The 21,705-nt window shown below is 59.8% G+C and carries 21 protein-coding genes; 7 read left to right on the plus strand and 14 right to left on the minus strand.

Translation table 11 applies throughout. From position 1 onward, the window contains the following. The first annotated feature begins 52 nt into the window (after nt 1-52). The 4 genes from ispH (at nt 53) to ACXAIC_RS12570 (ending at nt 3,751) form a co-directional block, all read left to right on the plus strand. Nucleotides 53-1,051: a 4-hydroxy-3-methylbut-2-enyl diphosphate reductase gene (gene ispH, locus ACXAIC_RS12555; RefSeq protein ID WP_475179012.1), complete on the plus strand. Its 999-nt coding sequence runs from the start codon at nt 53-55 to the stop codon at nt 1,049-1,051. Between the two features lie 4 nt (nt 1,052-1,055). Then, nucleotides 1,056-2,021, plus strand: a complete 966-nt coding sequence (thrB, locus tag ACXAIC_RS12560; protein ID WP_475179017.1) for a homoserine kinase — start codon at nt 1,056-1,058, stop codon at nt 2,019-2,021. Next, nucleotides 2,018-2,461 carry a ribonuclease HI gene (gene rnhA, locus ACXAIC_RS12565; RefSeq protein WP_475179022.1) on the plus strand — a complete coding sequence of 148 codons (444 nt, stop codon included), beginning with the start codon at nt 2,018-2,020 and terminating at the stop codon, nt 2,459-2,461. The genes thrB and rnhA overlap by 4 nt, the downstream gene beginning before the upstream one ends. A gap of 366 nt (nt 2,462-2,827) precedes the next feature. Beyond that, complete coding sequence (locus ACXAIC_RS12570) at nt 2,828-3,751, plus strand: diacylglycerol/lipid kinase family protein (RefSeq protein WP_475179026.1); 924 nt, start codon at nt 2,828-2,830, stop codon at nt 3,749-3,751. Nucleotides 3,752-3,808: 57 nt separating this feature from the next. On the opposite strand, the gene ACXAIC_RS12575 is transcribed toward ACXAIC_RS12570, so the two are convergent. The 5 genes from ACXAIC_RS12575 to ACXAIC_RS12595 all read right to left on the minus strand — a co-directional run bounded on the left by ACXAIC_RS12575 (nt 3,809) and on the right by ACXAIC_RS12595 (nt 10,935). Then, nucleotides 3,809-6,718: an EAL domain-containing protein gene (locus ACXAIC_RS12575; RefSeq protein WP_475179028.1), complete on the minus strand. Its 2,910-nt coding sequence runs from the start codon at nt 6,716-6,718 to the stop codon at nt 3,809-3,811. A gap of 31 nt (nt 6,719-6,749) precedes the next feature. Next, nucleotides 6,750-7,388, minus strand: a complete 639-nt coding sequence (locus ACXAIC_RS12580; RefSeq protein ID WP_475179033.1) for a GNAT family N-acetyltransferase — start codon at nt 7,386-7,388, stop codon at nt 6,750-6,752. A gap of 17 nt (nt 7,389-7,405) precedes the next feature. Then, complete coding sequence (locus ACXAIC_RS12585) at nt 7,406-8,695, minus strand: M16 family metallopeptidase (RefSeq protein WP_475179037.1); 1,290 nt, start codon at nt 8,693-8,695, stop codon at nt 7,406-7,408. A 4-nt stretch (nt 8,696-8,699) separates the two neighbouring features. Next, nucleotides 8,700-10,106, minus strand: a complete 1,407-nt coding sequence (gene thrC / locus ACXAIC_RS12590; protein ID WP_475179039.1) for a threonine synthase — start codon at nt 10,104-10,106, stop codon at nt 8,700-8,702. 232 nt (nt 10,107-10,338) lie between these two features. Then, on the minus strand, nt 10,339-10,935 hold the full coding sequence (locus tag ACXAIC_RS12595; RefSeq protein ID WP_475179044.1) for a YqgE/AlgH family protein: 597 nt from the start codon (nt 10,933-10,935) through the stop codon (nt 10,339-10,341). A 352-nt stretch (nt 10,936-11,287) separates the two neighbouring features. On the opposite strand from ACXAIC_RS12595, the gene ACXAIC_RS12600 reads away from it, so the two are divergent. Both ACXAIC_RS12600 and ACXAIC_RS12605 read left to right on the plus strand, forming a co-directional pair. Continuing rightward, complete coding sequence (locus tag ACXAIC_RS12600) at nt 11,288-12,109, plus strand: protein-disulfide reductase DsbD domain-containing protein (protein ID WP_475179048.1); 822 nt, start codon at nt 11,288-11,290, stop codon at nt 12,107-12,109. Nucleotides 12,110-12,242: 133 nt separating this feature from the next. After that, on the plus strand, nt 12,243-12,731 hold the full coding sequence (locus tag ACXAIC_RS12605; protein ID WP_475179052.1) for a redoxin family protein: 489 nt from the start codon (nt 12,243-12,245) through the stop codon (nt 12,729-12,731). 342 nt (nt 12,732-13,073) lie between these two features. Here ACXAIC_RS12605 and ACXAIC_RS12610 read toward each other — a convergent pair whose 3' ends face one another. The 9 genes from ACXAIC_RS12610 to coxB form a co-directional block, all read right to left on the minus strand. Continuing rightward, nucleotides 13,074-13,793, minus strand: coding sequence for a 3-keto-5-aminohexanoate cleavage protein (locus ACXAIC_RS12610; RefSeq protein WP_475179056.1), 720 nt, complete (start codon nt 13,791-13,793; stop codon nt 13,074-13,076). Continuing rightward, nucleotides 13,790-14,602, minus strand: a complete 813-nt coding sequence (locus ACXAIC_RS12615) for an SURF1 family protein (RefSeq protein WP_475179058.1) — start codon at nt 14,600-14,602, stop codon at nt 13,790-13,792. The genes ACXAIC_RS12610 and ACXAIC_RS12615 overlap by 4 nt, the downstream gene beginning before the upstream one ends. A gap of 46 nt (nt 14,603-14,648) precedes the next feature. Then, a complete protein-coding gene (locus ACXAIC_RS12620; protein WP_475179061.1) occupies nt 14,649-15,038 on the minus strand; it encodes a DUF983 domain-containing protein in 390 nt (129 codons plus the stop codon). A gap of 102 nt (nt 15,039-15,140) precedes the next feature. Beyond that, on the minus strand, nt 15,141-16,019 hold the full coding sequence (locus tag ACXAIC_RS12625; protein WP_475179064.1) for a cytochrome c oxidase subunit 3: 879 nt from the start codon (nt 16,017-16,019) through the stop codon (nt 15,141-15,143). Nucleotides 16,020-16,067: 48 nt separating this feature from the next. Then, nucleotides 16,068-16,673: a cytochrome c oxidase assembly protein gene (locus ACXAIC_RS12630; RefSeq protein ID WP_475179067.1), complete on the minus strand. Its 606-nt coding sequence runs from the start codon at nt 16,671-16,673 to the stop codon at nt 16,068-16,070. Nucleotides 16,674-16,689: 16 nt separating this feature from the next. Further along, nucleotides 16,690-16,851, minus strand: a complete 162-nt coding sequence (locus ACXAIC_RS12635; protein ID WP_475179071.1) for a hypothetical protein — start codon at nt 16,849-16,851, stop codon at nt 16,690-16,692. A 4-nt stretch (nt 16,852-16,855) separates the two neighbouring features. Then, nucleotides 16,856-17,797, minus strand: coding sequence for a heme o synthase (locus ACXAIC_RS12640; protein ID WP_475179215.1), 942 nt, complete (start codon nt 17,795-17,797; stop codon nt 16,856-16,858). 139 nt (nt 17,798-17,936) lie between these two features. Continuing rightward, nucleotides 17,937-19,532, minus strand: a complete 1,596-nt coding sequence (gene ctaD, locus ACXAIC_RS12645) for a cytochrome c oxidase subunit I (protein ID WP_475179073.1) — start codon at nt 19,530-19,532, stop codon at nt 17,937-17,939. A 75-nt stretch (nt 19,533-19,607) separates the two neighbouring features. Then, nucleotides 19,608-20,555 (minus strand): cytochrome c oxidase subunit II, encoded by a 948-nt coding sequence (coxB, locus tag ACXAIC_RS12650; protein WP_475179075.1) that lies wholly within the window; start codon nt 20,553-20,555, stop codon nt 19,608-19,610. A gap of 524 nt (nt 20,556-21,079) precedes the next feature. Here coxB and ACXAIC_RS12655 point away from each other — a divergent pair. After that, nucleotides 21,080-21,628, plus strand: coding sequence for an invasion associated locus B family protein (locus ACXAIC_RS12655; RefSeq protein ID WP_475179219.1), 549 nt, complete (start codon nt 21,080-21,082; stop codon nt 21,626-21,628). Nucleotides 21,629-21,705: the final 77 nt, after the last annotated feature.

Here is a 21,705-nt window from a genome sequence, read left to right on the forward strand (position 1 = left end):
GACAGGGCATCCCCCTCTTATTGCGGCCATGAAGGTTTGCTGAAAGAGCACAATGAGCAACACCCCACAGACGAAACCGGCCCTGACGATCAAGCTTTGTGCGCCGCGCGGCTTTTGCGCAGGCGTGGACAGGGCGATCCAGATTGTTGAGCTGGCTCTGGAAAAATACGGCCGCCCCGTCTACGTGCGTCACGAGATCGTGCACAACAAATTCGTTGTGGATGGGCTCAAGGCCAAAGGCGCCGTCTTTGTTGAAGAACTGGGAGAGATCCCGGCGGCCGATCTGGACCGGCCCGTGATCTTTTCCGCACATGGGGTGCCGAAATCAGTGCCGCAGGACGCGCAGGCGCGCAACATGTTCTTTCTGGATGCCACCTGCCCTCTGGTCTCCAAGGTGCATAAGGAAGCCGAGATCCATAACCGGCGAGACCGGGAAATTCTGTTGATCGGCCATGCCGGCCACCCGGAAGTCATCGGCACCATGGGCCAGCTGCCGGACGGCACCGTCTCGCTGATCGAGACGGAAGAGGACGCCCGCGCCTATCAACCCCGCTCCGACCGGCCGATTGCCTATATTACCCAGACGACCCTGTCGGTCGACGACACGGCAGGCATTGTTGCTGTGCTTCAGGAACGCTTCCCCGAGATTGTCGCGCCGCATAAGGAGGATATCTGCTACGCCACCACCAACCGCCAGGAGGCGGTCAAGCATGTGGCCCCAAGTGTCGATGGCATGATTGTGGTTGGCGCGCCGAACTCTTCCAACTCCCAGCGCCTGCGGGAAGTTGCCGAGCGGGCAGGCTGCAATGTGTCGGTCCTGATCCAGCGGGCAAGCGATATCGATTGGCGGGATTTTGACGATGTGCGCACCCTGGGCCTGACAGCGGGTGCCTCTGCCCCGGAAACCCTGGTGGAGGAAATTATCGATGCCTTCACAGAACGGTTTGACGTCACGGTGGAAACCGTGCGCACCGCTCAGGAAACCATTTCCTTCAATCTGCCGCGCGAATTGAGAGAGACCGTCTCGCCTGCGCAAGCGGCCACCGGATAGTAGAATGGCAGTTTATACGGACGTGACCGATGAAGAGTTGCAGGCCTTCATCGGCGGCTATGACGTGGGGCGCCTGCTGTCCTTCAAGGGCATTGCCGAAGGTGTCGAAAACAGCAATTTTCTGGTTCACACCGACAAGGCGTCGTTCATCCTCACGCTCTATGAAAAGCGGGTCAATCCGGACGACCTGCCGTTTTTTCTGAACCTGTTGACGCATCTTGCCGCCAAGGGCCTGTCCTGCCCGACGCCGGTGCCCGCGCGCTCCGGCAGCCTGCTTGGCACCCTGGCCGGGCGCCCGGCAGCCCTGGTGACCTTTCTGGAAGGCATGTGGGTCAAACGCCCGCGGGTGGAACATTGCGCCGAACTTGGCAAGGCCATGGCCGCCTTGCATCTGGCCGGTCAGGATTATCACGGGCAGCGTGCCAATGCGCTTGCCGTCACCGGCTGGCGGCCCCTGTTTGAGCAGTGCGGCGGCCGGAGCAACGGTGTCCATCCGGGCCTGGAAGAAGAGATTGGCAGTGAGCTTGCGCATCTGGAAACGGTCTGGCCGCCGGATCTGCCCGGCGGGGTCATCCATGCGGATCTGTTCCCGGACAATGTGTTTTTCCTTGGCGATGAGCTCTCCGGCCTGATCGATTTTTATTTCGCCTGTAATGATGCCTTTGCCTATGACATTGCCATCTGCCTGAATGCCTGGTGTTTTGAGAAGGATCTCTCCTTCAACGTGACCAAGGCCCGGGCCCTTTTGAAGGGCTATTCGGATGTGCGTCCCCTGACGGACAGGGAATATGACGCACTGCCGACCTTGTCACGCGGGGCGGCCCTGCGGTTCCTGCTCACCCGGCTCTATGACTGGCTGAGCGTTCCGAAAGGAGCGCTGGTGACCCCCAAGGACCCGCTGGAATATCTGAAGAAACTGCGTTTCCATCAGACAGTTGACGGCACGGAGGCGTACGGCCTGAGCAAATGAGCACCGAGAACCGCGTAACCATCTATACGGACGGCGCCTGTTCCGGAAATCCCGGCCCGGGCGGCTGGGGCGTCCTTCTGCGCTTCGGCGAGCATGAAAAAGAACTGAAGGGCGGCGAACGGGAAACCACGAACAACCGCATGGAGCTGACGGCTGCCATTGAAGCGCTGAATGCCCTCAAACGGCCCTGCGCCATCGATCTTTATACGGACAGCACCTATGTGCGCAGCGGCATCAAGGAATGGCTGGCAGGCTGGAAACGCAAGAACTGGCGCACCGCAGCCAACAAGCCGGTGAAGAATTCGGATCTCTGGCAGGCCCTGGACGAAGCCCGGAGCCGCCACGATGTCACCTGGCACTGGATCAAGGGGCATGCGGGCCACCCCGGCAATGAAAAGGCGGATGAACTGGCCCGGGGCGGCATGGCGCCGTTCAAGTAAGCCAGGGCCTCTGCTGCCAGTCTGACGCATGTTCCGGAGCTTGTCCCACCGTACCTTAGAGCCTCGTGCGATCAGTCTGCACCATTTGATGCTGGAAAGCAGATCCTTCGGCAAGGCGCTTCGCGCAGCGCGATGCGCTGTACCGGGCCAGCGACGCAACGCTGCCGTTCCGCTGAAACGGGCCGGTCAGGTTCGGCACCCAGGCTTCAAGCTCGCCCTTTTCCGTCTTTTCCTTTATAGAGCTTGCATTTGCCGCTGTTTGTGCTGCCGGGGCGTCCCGGCAGTCCGGTTCCACGTTGGATCAGACAGGCGTATAAAGCGTCCCAAGGGCTTCAGCACCGGCCTGTGCTACATGAAGGAAAATACGTGAGAGTTTTCTGGTGGTCCGCTCCGGTTTCGCCACGTTCAGCCGCCCAGGATATCGTCGGCGATGTGCTGATCATGGCCAATCCGACATCCGGCGGATACAAGCCCGGCTTTCTGGACAATGTGCGCATACGGCTGGAAGATCACGGGTTCCGCACCCAAATCAAGCTGACCAGTCATGCCGGTGAAATCGGTGAAGTCTGTGCCGATCTCTCCCCCAGAGTGAAAACCCTGGTCGTGGCAGGCGGGGACGGCTCGATCAACGAGGCCCTGAACGGCTTTCAGACCCACCCCACACCGCCCCAGCTTGCGGTGATCCCATTTGGAACCGCCAATGTGCTGGCGCTGGAACTTGGCCTGCCGCGCACACCCCGTGCCATTGCAGACATGATCGCGCAGCAAAAAACAAAGCCGCTGCATTTCGGGCTCGCAAATGGCCATCCCTTTGTGCTGATGGCCTCCACCGGCTTTGACGCAGAGGTCGTGCATGCCGTGCCACTTGCCCTCAAACGCAAACTGGGCAAACTGGCCTATGTTATAACGGCGTTCAAGACGGGCTTTTCCCGCAAGGCGACGCCGCTGGAGGTCACACTGGATGGCGAGACCCTGTCCGGCAAATTTGCCGTGGCCAGCAATGCCCGCCACTATGGTGGCCCGTTTGTCATTTGCCCGGGCGGCGCCACCGACCCGGGGCTGCACATGCTGGTTCTGGAAAAGGACGACCCGTGGTCGTCCATGCGCTACGGGCTGGCGCTGCTGATGGGCCGCATCCACAAGGCGCGCGGTGCGGTCGTAAAACCGTTTACCAGAGCGACGATCAGATCCTCAGGCCACGTGGCTGCCCAGGTCGACGGAGATCCCTTCGGCGCAACGCCTCTGGACATCCGCCAGAGCAGCAAGACTGTTCCCGTTCTGGTGCCCTGACGCACACCCGGCAGGCCATCCCCCCAGTTATCGCACGATGCTATAGAGCCCCGTGCGCTAAGCGGTTTCAGTCTGAGCTGGCATCTTGCGCAGCAATTTGGTTGCCTCTGCCGCTGAGACGGCTTCCCCGAAGAAGAAACCCTGAGCGTATTCACAACCGATCTGGTAAAGCTCCAGCGCGTCGGTCTCGCTTTCCGCCCCTTCCGCCACCACTGACATGCCAAGGTCATGCCCCATGGCCACGATGGTCCGCAAGAGGACCGGCCGCGCGGCAGAACCATTGGGTTTGACAAAAGACTGGTCGATCTTGATCGTATCGAACGGAAAGCGCTGAAGGTAGGACAGCGAGGAATGGCCGGTGCCGAAATCGTCCAGCGAAAGTCCTGCCCCCAGACCGCGCAGCCGCTCCAGCACCTTAGCCGAATATTCCGGGTTGGACATGACCAGAGACTCGGTCAGCTCCAGCTTCAACGTGCCTGGCTCCAGCGAGGTCCTCGAAAGAACTGCCTTCACATCGTTGATGAGGTCCTGTTTCAGGAGTTGCCGCGACGACAGGTTGACAGAAGCAAAGAGCGGCCGAGGCATCGGGAATTCCCGCTGCCAGAGGGCAAGCTGCTGAGCGCCCTTGTCCAGCATATACATGCCCAATTCATTGATCAGGCCGGACTGCTCGGCAATCGGAATGAATTCGGAGGGCGAAATCTTGCCCCGCTTTGGATGGTTCCAGCGGGCCAGCACTTCATAACCCGCAATGGACTGGTCCTGCAGGCGGATGATCGGCTGGAAATAGACCCCGAGAGTCTCCTTCTTGATCGCCTCGCGCAGATCCGATTCCAGATCGACAATATTCTTGTCCAGCGGCCGCAGGATCGGACGGAACACTTCCTGGCGGTCTCCGCCCAGCCGTTTGGCGTGGTTGAGGGAAATCTCCGCATTGGTGAGCATGTCCTCAACGGCCTGCTTGCCGCCTTCGAAAAAGGCGATCCCGACGGAACAGGTCAGAAAGATCTCCCGGTCCCCGAAGGTGATGGGCGCACGCACAGCCTTCCGAAGAGCATCGGCCAGCGAAACAATGCGGTCCGGCTCCTGTTCGGACAAAAGTACAAGGCCATATTGGTCGCCGGACAGGCGGCCAAGCGTGTCCTGCTGGCCGATCAGGCGGCCGAGCCTGCGGGCCACGGTCAGCAAAATGCTGTCCCCTGCAGAAAGGCCAATGCTGTCATTGACCTGTTTGAACCGGTCCAGATTGAGCACCAGAAGGGTCGGCTTGGTCGTCTCTTCCGCCTTGGCCCGCACAACACTGGTGCGCAGCCGGTCGACAAACAGTTCCCTGTTGGGCAGACCTGTCAGATTGTCATGAACCGCGTCATGCAGAAGACGTTCTTCGGCTGTGCGCTCCTCGGTAACATCCAGCAGCGTGCCCACGCAGCGGATCACCTCGCCGTCGGACCCGATGATCGGCCGGGCGCGCAGTCGGAACCAGCGGAAATGCCCGTCTTCGGACCGGAGCCGGAAAGTCTGCATGACCTTGCCCCGGCGCTGATCGATAACTGCGTCCAGCGTAGCCCTGAACCGGTCCCGGTCCTGCGGATGCAGCACATCAAGCCAGTCCCGCGCCGGACCTTCCAGTGCCCCGCGCCTGAGGCTCAACAGTTCCTCGACTTCGTTGCCGGTGGTCACCCGGTCCCGGTCGATGTCCCAGTCCCAGATGATGTCGCCCGACCCGGTCATGGCCAGGGCCTTGCGCTCTACATCGGAAATGATGCCTTGGGTAATCGCCCCGCCGGCAAAAGCATGCTGCATCACCGTAAAGCCGATCAGAAGAACGATCAGAACAAGACCACCACCAAGCGCAGGCTGGACAATGTCGTTGGACAGATAGCCCGTCACTGTCATGGCCGAGCCGATCAGCCAGGCGATCAGGAGACTCCAGGTCGGGATCAACAAGATCGCCCGGTCGTAGTGCTGGAAGGCCAGGACCGCAATGATGACAAAGCCGAGCGCTCCGATCACCCCCAGGGAGAGACGGGCAATCCCGGCTGCAATCGACGGGTCCCAGACCGCCACACCCAGAAGGCCGAGGATCAGGATCAGGGTTGTCAGCGCCAGATGGGAATAGTGGATGTTCCAGCGGTTGAGATTGAGATAGGCATAGAGAAAGATGATCAGACTGGCTGCGAGCATGACTTCGGCGCAAGCCCTCGCCAGCTGGCTGCCGCCACCATCCAGATTGAAGACCAGGCCCCAGAAGCCGAAATCAATGCACAAATACGCAAGAACGGACCAGGCCAGCGCCGCCGTTGCGGGAAACATGACCGTTCCCTTGACCACAAACAAGATGGTCAGGAACAGGGCCAGCAGGCCGGAAATGCCCAGAATAATGCCCCGGTAGAGCGTATAGGCGTTCACGGTTTCCTTGTAGACATCCGGTTCCCAGATGCGGACTTCAGGCAAATTCGGCGTGGTCAGCTCGGCCACGAAAGTGACCACGGACCCCGGGTCCAGCGTGACCAGAAAGACATCTGCCTCCAGGCTTTTCTGGCGCACCGGCGCAATGCCCTGGCTGGGTGTTATGGCGGCAATGCGCGACGAGCCCAGATCCGGCCAGAAGATCTTGGAGCCCACCAGCATGTAGTTGGGGGCCACGATCAGGCGGTCGATCTGTTCGTCACTGGTATTGGCCAGCGCAAAGGCGGCCCAGTTCGTATTGGTGCCGTCCAGCGAGGGCACCTCGATCCGGCGCACAATGCCATCGGCTCCCGGTGCGGTGGAGATCTGAAGGCGGGTGCCCGCATCCCGGTGCATTTCAATGGCGCTTGTAATATCGAGCGCCTCGATATCAATCGGAACGGGGATCGGCTCCAGCGCTTGCGCCGGAATGGCGGCGAGCAGACTGACAACCATGCACAGGGCAAAAACGAGACGATTGATCACGCTGTTTTTCGGGTCCGGTATCAAAATCGACATGAAGCGAAGAACTACCGGGTTGGAACACATGTCACAAGAATTCTTTCAAGATACCCTCAACACTCGGGCTTATCCTCCCGGTGAGCGCTGCGTGATCCTCCGCCAGACAGGCAAACAGCAGGTGGTCCTGCCAGCTGCCGTTGATGAGCAGATAGTTCCGCGCATAGCCTTCCCGTTGAAACCCTGCATTTTCGAGCAAACGAATAGACGGCCCGTTGACTGGAAGGCAGGCCGCCTCAATGCGATGGAGATTCAAAACGTCGAAACAAAATGGCAGTATCATGGCGACCGCTGCGGACATATGGCCTTTTCCCGCATAGCGCTCGCCCATCCAATAACCTAAAGTTGCAGTCTGACTCACGCCGCGGCGGATGTTGCTCAAGGTCAAGCCGCCCAGGAGTTCGTCGGTCCGGGAGCGGAACAGGAGAAAGGTCAGGCTGCGGCCCTCCTTGCGGTCGCGTGCATAGCGGCGCAGGCGGCGGCGGAAGCCGGACTTTGTCAGATCATCCGACGGCCACAGGGGCTCCCAGGGTTTCAGAAACGCCCGGCTTTCCCCGCGCAGATCGGACCAGGCTCTGAAGTCGGACATGATCGGAGGGCGCAAATAATACGCCCCCGCCTCAATCTGCAGCTCGGCATCAGGCGATGTTCCCGGCCGTAGCAATGCCATGCCCAACTCCCACGACGTTACAAGGAGGCTGCCCTCAAGACAGGGCCCTGCTCCAATCTTCCTGCCAGTTCGTCCGCCGTCATGATACCGTCCACAGGTCCAATTGCGGTCAGCGTAGGCTTCGTCCCGACAAAGGTCTCGGCTGCCACCCTGCGGATATCCTCCGGCGTAACTGCTTCAATCTTACCTGAAATTTCGTCCGGACCAAGTACCCTGCCGTGCACCAAGATCTGCCGCGCAATCTGACCAGCCCTAGCCGCAGGGCTTTCCATGGCCATCATCAGTCCGGCCCGGATCTGGGCCCGGGAGCGGGCAACCTCGTCCTCGGAGATGGTTTGGGAGGCGGCAACCAGCTCATCGGCAATCATCGGCATCAAAGCAGCCAGATCATCATGGCTGGTGGCCGCATGCACGCCGAACAGGCCCGTGTCGGAAAAGGCCCAGTGGAAGCTGTAAATCGCGTAGCACAACCCATGCTTTTCCCGGATTTCCTGGAAGAGGCGGGACGACATGCCCCCGCCCAGGACCGAGGCCAGAATCTGGATCGCATAATAGTCGCTGGACTTGTAAGGCTGGCCTTCAAAGCCCATCAGCACCTGTGCTTCCATCAGGTCCTTGTTGCGCAGGGTCTGGCCGCCGCAATAGTGGGCGGACGCATCGGGCGCCGCCGCTTCCGAACTGAAGCCGCCGAATTTTTCCCGGGCCATGGCCACAAGCGCGTCGTGATCGACGGCCCCGGCCGCTGCCAGCACCATATCCGGAGCCCGGTAGCGCTCCGCCAGATAGGCATTCAGCGCAGTGCGGTCAAAACCCTTGACGGTTTGCGGCGTGCCCAGGATCGGCCGTCCAATCGCCTGGTCCGGCCAGGCGGCTTCCTGGAACAGATCAAAGGCCTGATCGTCCGGAGAATCATTGGCCGCCCCGATTTCCTGCAGGATGACATGCTGTTCGCGGGTCAGTTCCTGGGCATCGAAGGTCGAATTCTGCAGAATGTCTGAAAGAAGATCCACCGCCAGCGGCATGTCTTCCGCCAGGATCCGGGCATAATAATTGGTGTGCTCGATGCTGGTGGAGGCGTTGAGCTCACCACCCACCGCCTCGATTTCCTCGGCGATGCCCCGGGCGGTCCGGGTCTTGGTCCCCTTGAAAGCCATGTGCTCCAGAAGATGCGTGATGCCGTTCTGCTGCACGGTTTCCGCGCGCGAGCCGGTACGCACCCAGACCCCAAGAGCGGCTGTTTTCAGGCTCGGCATCCGGTCGGTGACGACCGTCATCCCGTTTTCCAGGACAGTTGTTTGTACTTTCATATAGCTACACCCCGGCAGTGACGGCCCGGGCGTGATCTTCGATATATCGCTCCACCACGTCGAGTTCTGCCGCCAATACCTGCTGGCGCTCCTCCGCGCTCATCATGTCTTTCAAATTGTCAGGCAATTCTGGACGCAGTCCAGAGGCTTTTTCAACCGCATCGGGAAATTTAGCTGGATGGGCCGTTCCCAGAACCACCATCGGCACGGTGCCGTCGTCATGTTCCTTGGCCACATGCACCCCGATTGCCGTGTGCGGATCGAGCAGATATCCCGCTTCTGCGAAGGTTTCTGCAATTGTCGCAGCCGTCTGAGCCTCGTCACAGCGCCCGGCGCCAAAATGACGGCCCATCTCCGCCAGCGGGCCTTCGTCAATTTTGAAGCTGCCCGATTGCTGCAACTGGTTCATCATCCGGCGCACGGCCTCCCCGTCCCGGCCGCAGACTTCTGCCAGAAGCCGTTCGAAGTTGGAGGAGACCTGAATGTCCATGGACGGAGAAATGGTCGGCGTAACACCGCGTTTTTCGTAGCGGCCCGTTTCCAGGGTGCGCGCCAGAATGTCGTTCACATTGGTCGCCACGACCAGCTTTTCGACCGGCAGGCCCATTTTCATGGCGGCGTAGCCCGCGAAAATATCTCCGAAATTGCCTGTCGGCACCGTGAAGGACACCTTCCGGTACGGGGCGCCCAGTGCGGCACCTGCCACGAAATAATAGACGATCTGTGCCAGTATCCGCGCCCAGTTGATGGAATTGACCCCTGACAGGGCCACCCGGTCGCGGAACGTAAAGTGATTGAACATGCCTTTGACGATTGCCTGACAATCGTCAAAGTTCCCGGTCAGGGCAAGCGCGTGGACGTTCGCCTCCGTTGGCGTGGTCATCTGACGGCGCTGCACGTTTGAGACCCGGCCATCCGGAAACAGAATGAAGATATCGGTCCGCTCCCGGCCCCGGAACGCTTCAATGGCCGCTCCGCCGGTATCGCCGGACGTCGCCCCGACGATGGTCGCCCTCAAGCCCCGCTTGGTCAGGACATAATCCATCATGCGGCCGAGAAGCTGCATGGCCACATCCTTGAAGGCCAGCGTCGGGCCGTGGAAAAGTTCCAGAATAAAGCTGTTAGGGCCCGTCTGAACCAGCGGTGTCACCGCAGGATGGCGGAACGCGCCATAGGCTTCTCCGATCATCGTTTTCAGATCAGCTTCGGGAATGGCATCGCCGACAAAGGGGCGGATCACTTCGAAGGCAACAGCTTCATAAGACTTGCCGGCAAAAGACGCGATTGTGTCCGCGTCGAAGTGCGGCCAGGTTTCGGGCAGATACAAGCCACCATCACGGGCAAGTCCCTGCAGCAGAACATCGGAAAACTCCAGGACCGGTGCGTCGCCTCGCGTGCTGCTGTATTTCACCCTGAACTTCCTTTTTGCGATGCCCTCACCCGTGCTGGCCGAAGAGGCAGACAGAAGGTCAGGGGGAATTCAAACCCGGCGGCGTTGGCACAATCCAAGCCATCCAAGCGACTTACGCGCCCGGCAGCACAAGCGCAAGCCGATTTTGGCCAAAACAGGGCTTCACGGACAGGAGAACGCCCTTCCCCACCCAAACGCCTGTTTCGCAACGGCACCTGCAAAGCCCCATCGCTCAGGCGTGTCCTGCATCAGAATAGAGCATGGCCGGGTCAATGCCCAAGGACCCCAGAGCCCGGTGCCATTTGCTGCTGAATTCCGTGTCAAACAGGATGTCCGGATCGGCCGGGGCCGTGAGCCATCCATTGGACTGGATTTCGTTTTCAAGCTGGCCGGGCGCCCAGCCCGCATATCCAAGGGCCAGAATGGCGTTTTCCGGACCGTCACCTTGGGCGAGAGCCCGCAAGATCTCAAGGGTCGCCGTCAGGCAAATGCCATTGTCGATGGGCAGCGTCGACTGATTGACCGTGAAATCATCGCTATGGAGCACGAAGCCGCGTTCCACTTCCACCGGTCCGCCCTTGTGCACATTCATACCGCGCACATGATCTGGCAGCCGGATCGCGCAGTCATCATTGAGAATGTCGAGCTGAATGAGCAGTTCTTCAAGCGACAGGTGGCGGGCCACCTGGTTGACCACCAGCCCCATGGCGCCCTGGTCTGAATGGGAGCACATGTAGATGACGGAATGTTCAAACCGGCTGTCTGCCATGCTGGGCATGGCAATCAGAAACTGACCTTCGAGGGTATCCGTTTCTTCCGCTCCGATCATAAAAACCTCAAAACCGCGTGACTTTAAGCCGCTGGAAAAAAGCATACCGCCTTTGGGGCGCTTTGTTAATGACTGTTTGCCGGAGCCCGGAGGTCAGCCCGCCCCAGTTCTCAGCACAAGCCAATAGGGAGCACAGGCGAGACCCGGTGCCTTTTCAGAACCTTATGCAAAATGGCGCCTGCCTTTCCTGCCAGGCTATGACAGACGCTGCGGCAGCACGTCTCACAAGATTGTCACATAGCGGCAACACCTGAGCAAGGCTCGCGGTGTAACGAAGCCGTCACAAGGAAATGACTGTCCAGTCGCAGCCAGCCCCATGACGGCCGGGTCAAACTGGTGTAGCAGAGGCACCATGAAAACAGCGTTCCAGATCCTATGTTTTATCCTGCTGCTGCCCCTCACCCCGGCCCGGGCTGACATGACCGATTGGGTCGAGGTTACAGGCGGGGCGGTCCGGTTGATTTCCACCGGGCCGATAGAAGATGGCCACTATCTTGCCGGGCTGGAATTTCTGCTCGCCCCGGGCTGGCACACCTATTGGCGCTATCCGGGCGAAGCGGGTATTCCGCCTCAGATCTCGGTCATCCGGTCGGAAAACATGACCGGCCTGGATATTCTCTACCCGGCACCGGAGCGTTATTTTGACGGCTTTTCTCAGTCGATTGTCTATCATGACGGCATCGTGCTGCCGATCCGGATCCAACCGGGCCGAGAGGCCGAAACAACGCATCTCAGCCTTGAGGTTCTGTTCGGCATCTGCAAGGACATCTGCGTGCCGGGCGACGCCCGGCTGTCGCTTGATTTTTCGCCCGGCGCCCCGAAGGACCGTCTGGCGGCCAAACTGATCGCACGGGACCTTGCGGCTGTTCCCGTGCCTTCCCCGGCAGGCGACCTTGCTATCAGTTCCGTTACACTAGACGGCTCCGGCAAACTGATGATTACAGCAACGGTGGCTTCGGGCGTGGATGCGGAGCTTTTTGCGGCTGGACCGGAAGGGTCTTACATCGGCCTGCCGGAGCTGGCCGAACGGGCCGGGACCAAAGCCGTCTGGCAACTTTCCACCAAGGGGCTGCGTCTTGCAACAGATGACAGGGACCTCAGGCTGGTGCTGTCCTCCGCCGGACAGGCCGTCGAACACCTGGAACCCATTCAGGACCAGTGGCTGCCAAAATAACAGAGCATGTTGCCGCTCGCCTTCGCTCCATTGCACCAATTTCATTCAAGCTTCACTCGACGGGGCCGCCCCGAAGCACTATGTGTCGTTCGGGCCACGAAGGGGCCTGTCAGTCAGCAAAGGGAAATTCGTTATGACAATCAAGGTTGGAGACCGTCTTCCGGAGGCGGCATTCAAGATCATGACCGCCGATGGGCCCGGGGAGCTGTCGACGGCGGATCTGACCGCCGGAAAGACGGTTGTTCTCTTCGGTGTTCCGGGCGCGTTTACCCCGACCTGTCACATGAACCACCTGCCTGGCTTCGTGGAACACGCTGAAACGCTGAAGGCAAAGGGTGTCGACACTATCGCCGTCCTGTCCGTGAACGACATCTTTGTGATGGATGCCTGGGAAAAGGCCTCCAATGCCGGCGGCAAGGTCATATTCCTGTCCGACGCAGCAGCAGAATTTGTCGAAGCCATCGGTCTTGGTCTTGGCCCGGCGCCGATTTTCGGCCACCTGCGGTCCCAGCGCTTTGCCATGATCGTAAAGGACGGGGAAGTGACCTTTCTGTCCGTTGAAGAGACACCGGGCGAAGCCACCAAAACCGGCGCAGCCGCAATTCTGGAAGCCCTCGGCTAGAGCATCGTGCGACACGCTTTCACCATTTGATGCTGGAAAGCAGATCCTTCGGCAAGGCGCTTCGCGCAGCGCGATGCGGTGTATCGGGCAAGCGAAGCGACGCTGCCGATGGGCTGCTTTCCATCACCTGAGGGCCCGGTCTGCTTTGCCCGCTGACATCGTTGGATCGCACTTGTGGTGGTAAAGCGCGCCGCGTTTCTTCAGGGTAAATCTGTTTTCCCTTTTGTGTTGACCTCTTGGAGGCCTGACCGCGAAAGGGACTTCCGATAGAACGCGATTGGCTCAAAAGCTATCTGGCCGGCAGACTTGGCTGGTGTGAAAAGGCCCCCTGGGCCTTTTTGCCTAAGGAACTGATTTGAAAAGAGCCACAGCGTCCGCCACAAGTTCAGCATTGTCTGTGGCTACCAGCCCGTTTGTGCGCAATTTTCCGTCTTCAAGCCCGACCCGTGTTGAGAAGCCTTTCGCCTTGGCAAGGCGGACAAAGTGCCAGACGGTGTCATCAAATCCATGCAGCAGCAGGGGACGGGTCATCCCGGCGGCCTGCAAGATTTGCTCGATTCCCGCAAGAGCCGTTTCCGCCTCGGCGATATCCTGCTCGTCCAGCTCGACAAGCACCCGCAACACTTCATGGCATTCGGGCAGCGCCACGAACCGTTCCGCATCCGCGACTGACGCAAGACCGGCTTCAATACCAACGCCTTTCTTCCGCAACAGCGTCATAACCGCCGGGGCATCCTCTTCGTTGAGATTGACGGACGCATAGTCCGGACATTGGCGCCATCCTGCGATACAGGCCCGTGTCGCTTGTTTACTGTTTTCAATCCAGGCCCCGGTCGACACACCAATCAACGTGCCCGGACATGCCTGGCGTAGCGGCCCCATCAAGGTCTCCACAGCGACAAGGCTTTCAGCGCCTGTTTCGCTGCGGGGGTGAACATGCACTTCACCTGCTCCGGCTGTCACACAGGCCCGGGCGTCGGCAACCATTGCTTCAACGCTCAGCGGCAGGGCCGGATGATAGCCGTAAGGGCGGGCGCCATTGAGACATGCTTGAACGATCATTGCCCCATCCCCTCAGACATGTTGCGGGGCCAGAGCACGCTGGCCGTATAGGCCAGGAACACACCGGCCAGGGTCGCCGCCAGCCCGAACCAGGTCAGCGCGTATCCAAGATGGTCGTTTTTGAAGCGGACGATGGTTTCTCCGGCTTGCGGCAAACCGGCTTTCGGGGTGAAACCTGCGTCCAGATCAACGCTGTAGGGCGCAAGCTCTGTGGCCTCAAGCCCCAGAAACCGGCCCATGGCGCTGGTGTCGCGCGCAAACCAGAGCCGGTCCCCCGCATCCGGTGCCGGGGTGGTCCAGTTCGGGATTTCACTCAAACGCAGGAGACCGGTCAGCTCCTGTGGCCCTGCCGGAGGCACAAGGGCAGCTGCCCTTGCGTCCGACTCCAGGGGGCCGGGCTGGCCCTGGGGCAAAAACCCCCTGTTGACCAGAAGCGTCCAGCCCTTGTCCGTGCGGAACGGCGCATAGACCAGAACGCCCGGCCCGCCCAGGGGGCCGGCCGGTTTGCTCAGTGCCGTATAATAGAAGACGGTGCCTTGCAGAAACGCACCGGACAGTCTGACATGCCGGTAGTCGTCTTCAGGTCCAAGACTGTCCCAGCCGTCCGGGCCGGGAGCGGCCTGCGGAGGACTGGAGAGCCCGGCTTCAACCTGCGCAATCAAATCTGTTTTCCAGGCCAGCCGGTCCAGTTGCCAGCTGCCGAGCGATAACAGCACGGCAAGACCGGCTGCGGCCGCCACAGCCGGCAGCAACAGCTTCCCGGCGCGGGCCGATTTTTCCAGATCCGGTTTCCCGGTTCCGTTGTCCAAGGCGCAACCTCCAAAGCACGGCGGTTTTGCCGCCGGAGCAAACCTGTCAACTGCCGCCAGACGTGTCCAGTCGGCCTTCTTCGGCCTTATGCTTGAATTGCAGGGCAATCATCAGACCTTTCAAGGGCCGCAGAACACCGGCTGCCAGAACAACCGTCAAGGGCAGCCACAAGACCAGATGTACCCAGACCGGCGGCTGGAAGGACAGTTCCACGAACAGAACAAGCCCCACAATGATAAACCCCACCAGCATGATGACAAAGACGGCAGGACCATCACCGCTATCTGCAAAACTGTTGTCGAGGCCACAGGCCGGGCACGCTGGCCTGACACTCAAAAACCCGTCAAACAAATTGCCCTGACCGCACCGGGGGCATTTGCCTGTCAGACCGGACTGCACCGGATTGACCGGCGGAAAGTGAGCCTTGTCTTCCACGTTGGGCCTCTTGCAAACTGATATCAAAACGCCCGATCCGCTGACTGGACCGGGCGCTTGCAAATGCGATGATCAATCGCTCAAGATCATCACGGCAGGCCCCTAATGCGGCGCCGGGGCCCCGGCGCCCCAGATATAGATCGCCACAAACAGGAACAGCCAGACCACGTCCACAAAGTGCCAGTACCAGGCCGCCGCCTCGAAACCGAAATGCTTTTCCGTGGTGAACTGCCCCCCCATGGCCCGGAACAGGCAAACCAGCAGGAAGATCGTTCCGACAATCACATGGAAGCCATGGAAACCCGTCGCCATGTAGAAGGTGGCGCCATAGATGTTGCCATCAAAGGAGAAGGCAGCGTGGCCATATTCATAGCCCTGAACGATGGAGAACAGGACGCCGAGCAGCACGGTGAGCGTCAGTCCCCATTTCAGGCCCTCTCGGTCATTATGCAAGAGGGCATGGTGGGCCCAGGTGACCGTCGTACCGGAGCACAAGAGGATCAGCGTATTCAAAAGCGGCAGATGCCAAGGATCGAAGGTCGCAATGCCTTCCGGCGGCCACTGCCCGCCGGTCGCCTCGACGCGGCTATACTGGATCGCTTCCCCGGCAAACAGGGCTGCATCAAAATAAGCCCAGAACCAGGCCACGAAGAACATCACCTCAGAGGCGATGAACAACAGCATGCCATAGCGCAGGTGCAGTGAGACCACCCGGGTGTGATGCCCTTCCCGGGATTCCTTGATCGTATCGCTCCACCAGCCATACATCACATAGAGTACCATCAGCAGGCCGATGGCGAACAAACCCCAACGAGCCGAGGCAAAATCAATGCTGAACAGTTCAAAGGATTCCCCGCCCGCATATTTCATCCAGGCGATGGCGCCAATTGCCAGAACAAACGCGCCGACCGAGCCGAGAAACGGCCAGGGACTCGGCTCCACAAGGTGGTAATCGTGGTTCTTGGTATGTGCCTCAGCCATTGGTAAGCTCCCCCAACACGGTCGGTTTCAGCGCGCGGCGCGCAATCCTCATAAATTCGTTCCGGCACCGGGCGCCTGCGCGCGCGCTGCCACGGGTTGATCCGGCTCCTCGACCGGGAAAAACGTATAGGACAGGGTGATTTCCCGCACATGTTTCAGCTCGGGATCCTTGTCCATCTCCGGGTCGACAAAAAACACGACCGGCATTTCGACGCTCTGGCCGGGAACCAGTTCCTGTTCGGTAAAACAGAAACAGTCCAGCTTGTTGAAATAGGCGCCAGCGGTTGGCGGCCAGACATTGAAGGTCGACGTGCCGACCGTTGTCTCTTCGCTGTCATTGGTGGCCACATAGGCCAGCTGCGCCGTCTCTCCCATTTTCAGGGTGAGCGAGCGCTGCGCCGGTTTGAAATGCCAGGGCAAGGCGTGGTTGACGTTGCCGTCAAAGCGCACGGTGATTTTCCGGTCGATAACCACATCGCTTGCACTATCGGCCACCTGCGTGGTGCCGCCAAACCCGGTGACCCGGCAAAACAGTTCATAAAGGGGAACAGCCGCATAGGCAGCGCCAACCATCGAGACAAACATGCCCGCACAGGCAAAAGCCACCTTCCGGTTGCTCCTGGCGATATCGGGTCTGTCCTGCTCGTGCGTCACACGCTCCTCCCTGGGTTTACAATGCCCTGTCCATAACGCCCGGTCCCAGCTTGACGATGGTCACCACATAAAACAACACCACAAGCGCCACCAGAACGAGGGCAATCGCAAAAGATCTGGATCGGCGTCTTTGTTCCTGTTCCGGGGTCAACCGGATGCCCTGCTCCTCCTCCGCCATGCCGTCAGATCCCGCTCACCAGGCTTTCGCCCAACAGCAGAGCGAACAACATGAACAGGTAAAATAGCGAGAATTTGAAAAGCCGGACGCACGCCTTGCGGGCAATCTCCCCGTCCCGCTTGCGCCAGACATCCGCAGCAAGAGCAACAAACGCTGCACCCAAGGCGGCCGATGCCAGTCCGTAAACCGGGCCAGCAAAGCCCAAGAGATACGGCGCGGCTCCCACCGGCGCGAGAATTAGCGAATAGATCAGGATATGATGGCGCGTGCTGGTTTCTCCGGCCACAACCGGCAGCATCGGCACCCCTGCGGTCCGGTAGTCGCCGCTCTTAAAGAGCGCCAGCGCCCAGAAATGCGGCGGGGTCCACATGAAGATCATCAGAAACAGGACAAAGCTTTCCAGGCTGACAGAGCCGGTGACGGATGCCCAGCCGATCATCGGAGGGAAGGCTCCGGCCGCCCCGCCAATGACAATGTTCTGCGGGGTCAGGCGTTTCAGCCACATGGTGTAGACCACCACATAGAAGAAAATCGTGAAGGCCAGAAACGCGCCTGCAAACCAGTTGACCAGCAGCCCAAGCGTTACAACAGAGCCGATGGACAAGGTCATGCCAAAAGCAAACGCCTCTTCCGGCGTGACCTTCCCCGCCGGAATCGGCCGGGTGCGGGTTCGGGACATCACTTCGTCGATATCGGCGTCATACCACATGTTCAACGCACCGGACGCACCTGCGCCAATGGCGATGCACAGGATCGACACGCCTGCCAGCACCGGATGCAGCTCCCCGGGGGCCAGCATCAGGCCCACAAAGGCCGTGAAGATCACCAGGGACATGACCCGGGGTTTCAGCAGCGCCACATAGTCGCCGACCGATCCCATCCCGCCATTCCATGCGGCACTGTCTTCACTCATCAACTCCTGGCGCTCGGCGAGCGACATGGGCATGTCCTTCATTCCAGTCTGCCCCGGCAAGACGCAGCGGATGTCCGCGCCAATGCGCTGCCGGGCAGGATCTTAAGGGTGGCTCCGCGCCAGGGCTGGCGCGGGTCCGGTCTCAAAGCGGGAGCAGCTCCCGGGCAACGACTTACTTGATCCGCGGCAGAGTTTCAAACTGGTGGAACGGAGGCGGTGACGACAGGGTCCATTCCAGGGTCGTCGCCCCCTCGCCCCACGGGTTGTTGCCCACAGCCCGTTTCTTGGCAAAGGCTTCGAAAATACCAAACAGGAACACAAGAACCGCAAAGGCGGAGATGTAGGACCCGATGGAAGACACGAAGTTCCAGCCCGCGAGCGCATCGGGATAGTCGGCATAGCGGCGGGGCATGCCGTTGAGCCCCAGGAAGTGCTGGGGGAAGAAGATCAGGTTCACGCCCACGAAGGTGATCCAGAAATGGGCCTTGCCGATCGTCTCATTATACATGTAGCCGAACATTTTCGGGAACCAGTAGTACCAGCCGGCAAAGATCGCAAACACCGCGCCCAGGGACAGAACGTAGTGGAAATGCGCCACCACGTAATAGGTGTCATGGAAGGCCCGGTCGAGACCGGCATTGGCCAGCTGCACACCGGTCACCCCGCCGACCGTGAACAGGAAGATGAAGCCGATGGCCCAGACCATAGGGGTTTTGAACTCGATCGATCCGCCCCACATGGTCGCAATCCAGGAGAAGATTTTCACCCCTGTCGGCACTGCGATCACCATGGTTGCGGCCACGAAATAGGCCTGAGTTTCGGTGGACATGCCAACTGTGTACATGTGGTGGGCCCACACGATGAAGCCGACCACGCCAATGGCAACCATGGCATAGGCCATGCCCAGATAGCCGAAGATCGGCTTGCGCGAGAAAGTGGAAATGATGTGGCTGACGATCCCGAAGCCCGGGAGGATCAGAATATAGACTTCCGGATGGCCGAAGAACCAGAACAGGTGCTGGAACAGGATCGGGTCGCCGCCGCCTTCAGGAGCGAAGAACGTAGTACCGAAATTGCGGTCCGTCAGCAGCATGGTGATGGCCCCGGCCAGGACCGGCAGCGACAGAAGCAGCAGGAAAGCCGTGATCAGAACCGACCACGCGAACAGCGGCATCTTGTGCAAGGTCATGCCCGGTGCGCGCATGTTGAAGATCGTCGTGATGAAGTTGATCGCCCCCAGAATGGACGAGGCACCAGCCACGTGGAGCGACAGGATCGCCAGATCCATGGCTGGCCCGGGCTGACCCGACGTGGACAGCGGCGGATAGATTGTCCAGCCCCCGCCAACACCGTTATTGCCCGGAGGCCCTTCCACGAAGAGCGACAGGATCAGCAGCAGGAAGGCAGGCGGCAGAAGCCAGAAGGAAATGTTGTTCATGCGCGGGAAGGCCATGTCCGGCGCCCCGATCATGATCGGCACGAAATAGTTGGCATAGCCGCCGATCATGGCTGGCATGACCATGAAAAAGATCATGATCAGGCCATGCGATGTGGTGAACACATTAAAATAGTGGGCATTGGCGAAATACTGCATGCCCGGCTCTTGCAGTTCGAGCCGGATGCCGACGCTCAAGGCGCCTCCCACGACCCCGGCAAAGATCGCAAAGAAAAGATACATGAGGCCAATGTCTTTGTGGTTGGTCGAATAGACCCACCGGCGCCACCCGTAAGGATGGTCATGTACAGCATGTGCTTCGCTCGCAGCCATGTGAGGCTCCCTCTTTCCGTTCCTTTAAGCGCTGCGTCCGATCGCGCGCTGACAACTTACCCTGCGGCGGCCGCATCAGTTTGCGGCGACAGAGATCTCCTCACGCTTGCCTTCCGCAAGCCTCTTGGCCTCATTGATGGAAGCCAGCAGCTGTTCGTTCGCCGTATCAAGATCGTCTTGTGCGGCAGCAGCCCAGGTCTGGAACTGTTCCTTGGACACGACACGCACTGCAATGGGCATGAAAGCGTGGTTCACGCCGCACAGTTCCGAACACTGGCCGTAGAAGACGCCTTCCTCGCGCGCACGGAACCAGGTTTCGTTCAAACGGCCGGGAATAGCGTCGATCTTAAGTCCCATGGAGGGCATTGCAAAGGCGTGAATGACATCTTCAGCAGTCACCTGCAAGCGCACGGTGGTATCGACCGGCACCACGAGATCATAGTCGACTGCGAGCAGCCGCGGCACTTCCTTCAAGGGGACCCCACGACTTTCGGCGACGTCGCGCCGGGCCGCCTCATCGGACTGGGCATCCTGTGGATCGCCGACCATGTAGGAATCGAAATAAAGCTCCCCCATCCCTTCATCGGTATATTCAAACCCCCAGTACCACTGGTAGCCGGTGGCCTTTACCGTCATCTCATACTCGGGAATGTCGAGCTGCTTGTAGAGAAGGCGGAAAGACGGGATCGCGATCACCACCAGGATCAGGATCGGCGCAACAGTCCAGACCACCTCGATCATGGTGTTGTGGGAGGTGCGAGACGGAACCGGATTGGCCTTCGCGCTGAAGCGGAAGATGCAGACCAGAAGCAGCGCCAGCACAAACAGCGTGATAACCGTAATGATCACAAGGGTAAAGCCGTTGAACCAGGTGATGTCGTCCATGACCCCGGTTACGGAATTCTGAAAACCAAGCTGCCAAGGTGTCATGCCGGATTCCGCGGCCAGGGCCGCTGTGCTCAGTCCGGCTGCTCCGGCCACCGCTGCGGCCACTGTCATAAGACGATTGAAGACTGCCTTCACGTCTGTGCTCCCTTCCCTCAACCGCACTCCCGCGGCAAATGCATCCTTATCCGGTGTGCCGATCCGGCCCGTTCCTCCCAGGCCTTTTCGATCCCCACATGGCCGCGCCCCTCACTTTGGCGCCGCCATCCGGACAGGATCCTCCTCGTGACCGGACTATAACCATAAACCTCTACAAAGGGCGATTGGTACATAGGGAAAGAGCGGCGATCTGCCGCATCCATCCACCGGCACGTGCTTTCTCACAAAAACCACAAGACGGCAGAAGCCGCAACGTTATTTCCAACTTTTCGCAATTCATAGAAGGACTTCCCCTTTTGAGGTATGTCAAAGACGCACTGATTTTCGACAAAAATGCGGGCTAATTGTCTTACCCGCCCCCCGGCAGACTGGAATCGCGCGTCATCATGCGGCACTGTCTGGCCGGATTTACCTGATGATTCGCTACAGCAGTCCGATTTGCGACCGGACGCCGCGCTGCCGGATCGGACCACGATTGACCGGAGGATTTCTTGTCAACTCATATGCCGCAGTCCTTTCTGCCCCGCCGGTGCGGACGTTTCAGCCTGTCACTCGCGACCTTTGCCGCCCTTGCCGGCCTCCTGATTGGAAGTTTCGCGCCCGGGATTTCTCCTGCCCTTGCGCAAGGCGAAGTCCGGGCCACCCATGGAGATTGGCAGATGCGCTGCGATACGCCTCCGGGCGCAAGCAGCGAACAATGTGCCCTGATCCAGAACGTGACCGCATCGGACCGGGAAAATGTTGGTCTGTCCGTAATCATTCTGCGCACTGCCGACAAACAGGCCCGCATCTTGCGGGTGCTGGCCCCGCTCGGGGTGCTGCTGCCCTCCGGGCTCGGGCTTAGGGTCGACAATGCCGATATCGGCCGCGCCGCCTTTGTGCGCTGCCTGCCCAATGGCTGTATCGCCGAGGTTATTCTGGAAGACGACCTGCTGACCAAGCTTAAATCCGGAAAACAGGCCACGTTCATCATTTTCCAGACGCCGGAAGAAGGCATTGGTATCCCCATTTCGCTGAATGGATTTTCTGCAGGCTTTGACGCCCTGCCTTAAATTCTGGAGCGTGTCGCACTGCTATGGACAAAACCGGATTGTCTTTTGGTTAGGAAGGCACTGACCCCAGCCCATGG

The organism is Roseibium sp. AWQ4_254 (assembly GCF_056161025.1).

Coding starts and splice junctions, on each gene's coding strand:
- ACXAIC_RS12635 (WP_475179071.1), bottom strand. CDS start 16,851: ATGGCGGAGGAGGAGCAGGGCATCCGGTTGACCCCGGAACAGGAACAA.
- ACXAIC_RS12580 (WP_475179033.1), bottom strand. CDS start 7,388: ATGGCATTGCTACGGCCGGGAACATCGCCTGATGCCGAGCTGCAGATT.
- ctaD (WP_475179073.1), bottom strand. CDS start 19,532: ATGGCTGCGAGCGAAGCACATGCTGTACATGACCATCCTTACGGGTGG.
- ACXAIC_RS12585 (WP_475179037.1), bottom strand. CDS start 8,695: ATGAAAGTACAAACAACTGTCCTGGAAAACGGGATGACGGTCGTCACC.
- ispH (WP_475179012.1), top strand. CDS start 53: ATGAGCAACACCCCACAGACGAAACCGGCCCTGACGATCAAGCTTTGT.
- ACXAIC_RS12655 (WP_475179219.1), top strand. CDS start 21,080: ATGCCGCAGTCCTTTCTGCCCCGCCGGTGCGGACGTTTCAGCCTGTCA.
- ACXAIC_RS12605 (WP_475179052.1), top strand. CDS start 12,243: ATGACAATCAAGGTTGGAGACCGTCTTCCGGAGGCGGCATTCAAGATC.
- ACXAIC_RS12610 (WP_475179056.1), bottom strand. CDS start 13,793: ATGATCGTTCAAGCATGTCTCAATGGCGCCCGCCCTTACGGCTATCAT.
- ACXAIC_RS12640 (WP_475179215.1), bottom strand. CDS start 17,797: ATGCCCATGTCGCTCGCCGAGCGCCAGGAGTTGATGAGTGAAGACAGT.
- thrB (WP_475179017.1), top strand. CDS start 1,056: ATGGCAGTTTATACGGACGTGACCGATGAAGAGTTGCAGGCCTTCATC.
- ACXAIC_RS12600 (WP_475179048.1), top strand. CDS start 11,288: ATGAAAACAGCGTTCCAGATCCTATGTTTTATCCTGCTGCTGCCCCTC.
- ACXAIC_RS12625 (WP_475179064.1), bottom strand. CDS start 16,019: ATGGCTGAGGCACATACCAAGAACCACGATTACCACCTTGTGGAGCCG.
- rnhA (WP_475179022.1), top strand. CDS start 2,018: ATGAGCACCGAGAACCGCGTAACCATCTATACGGACGGCGCCTGTTCC.
- ACXAIC_RS12575 (WP_475179028.1), bottom strand. CDS start 6,718: ATGTCGATTTTGATACCGGACCCGAAAAACAGCGTGATCAATCGTCTC.
- ACXAIC_RS12595 (WP_475179044.1), bottom strand. CDS start 10,935: ATGATCGGAGCGGAAGAAACGGATACCCTCGAAGGTCAGTTTCTGATT.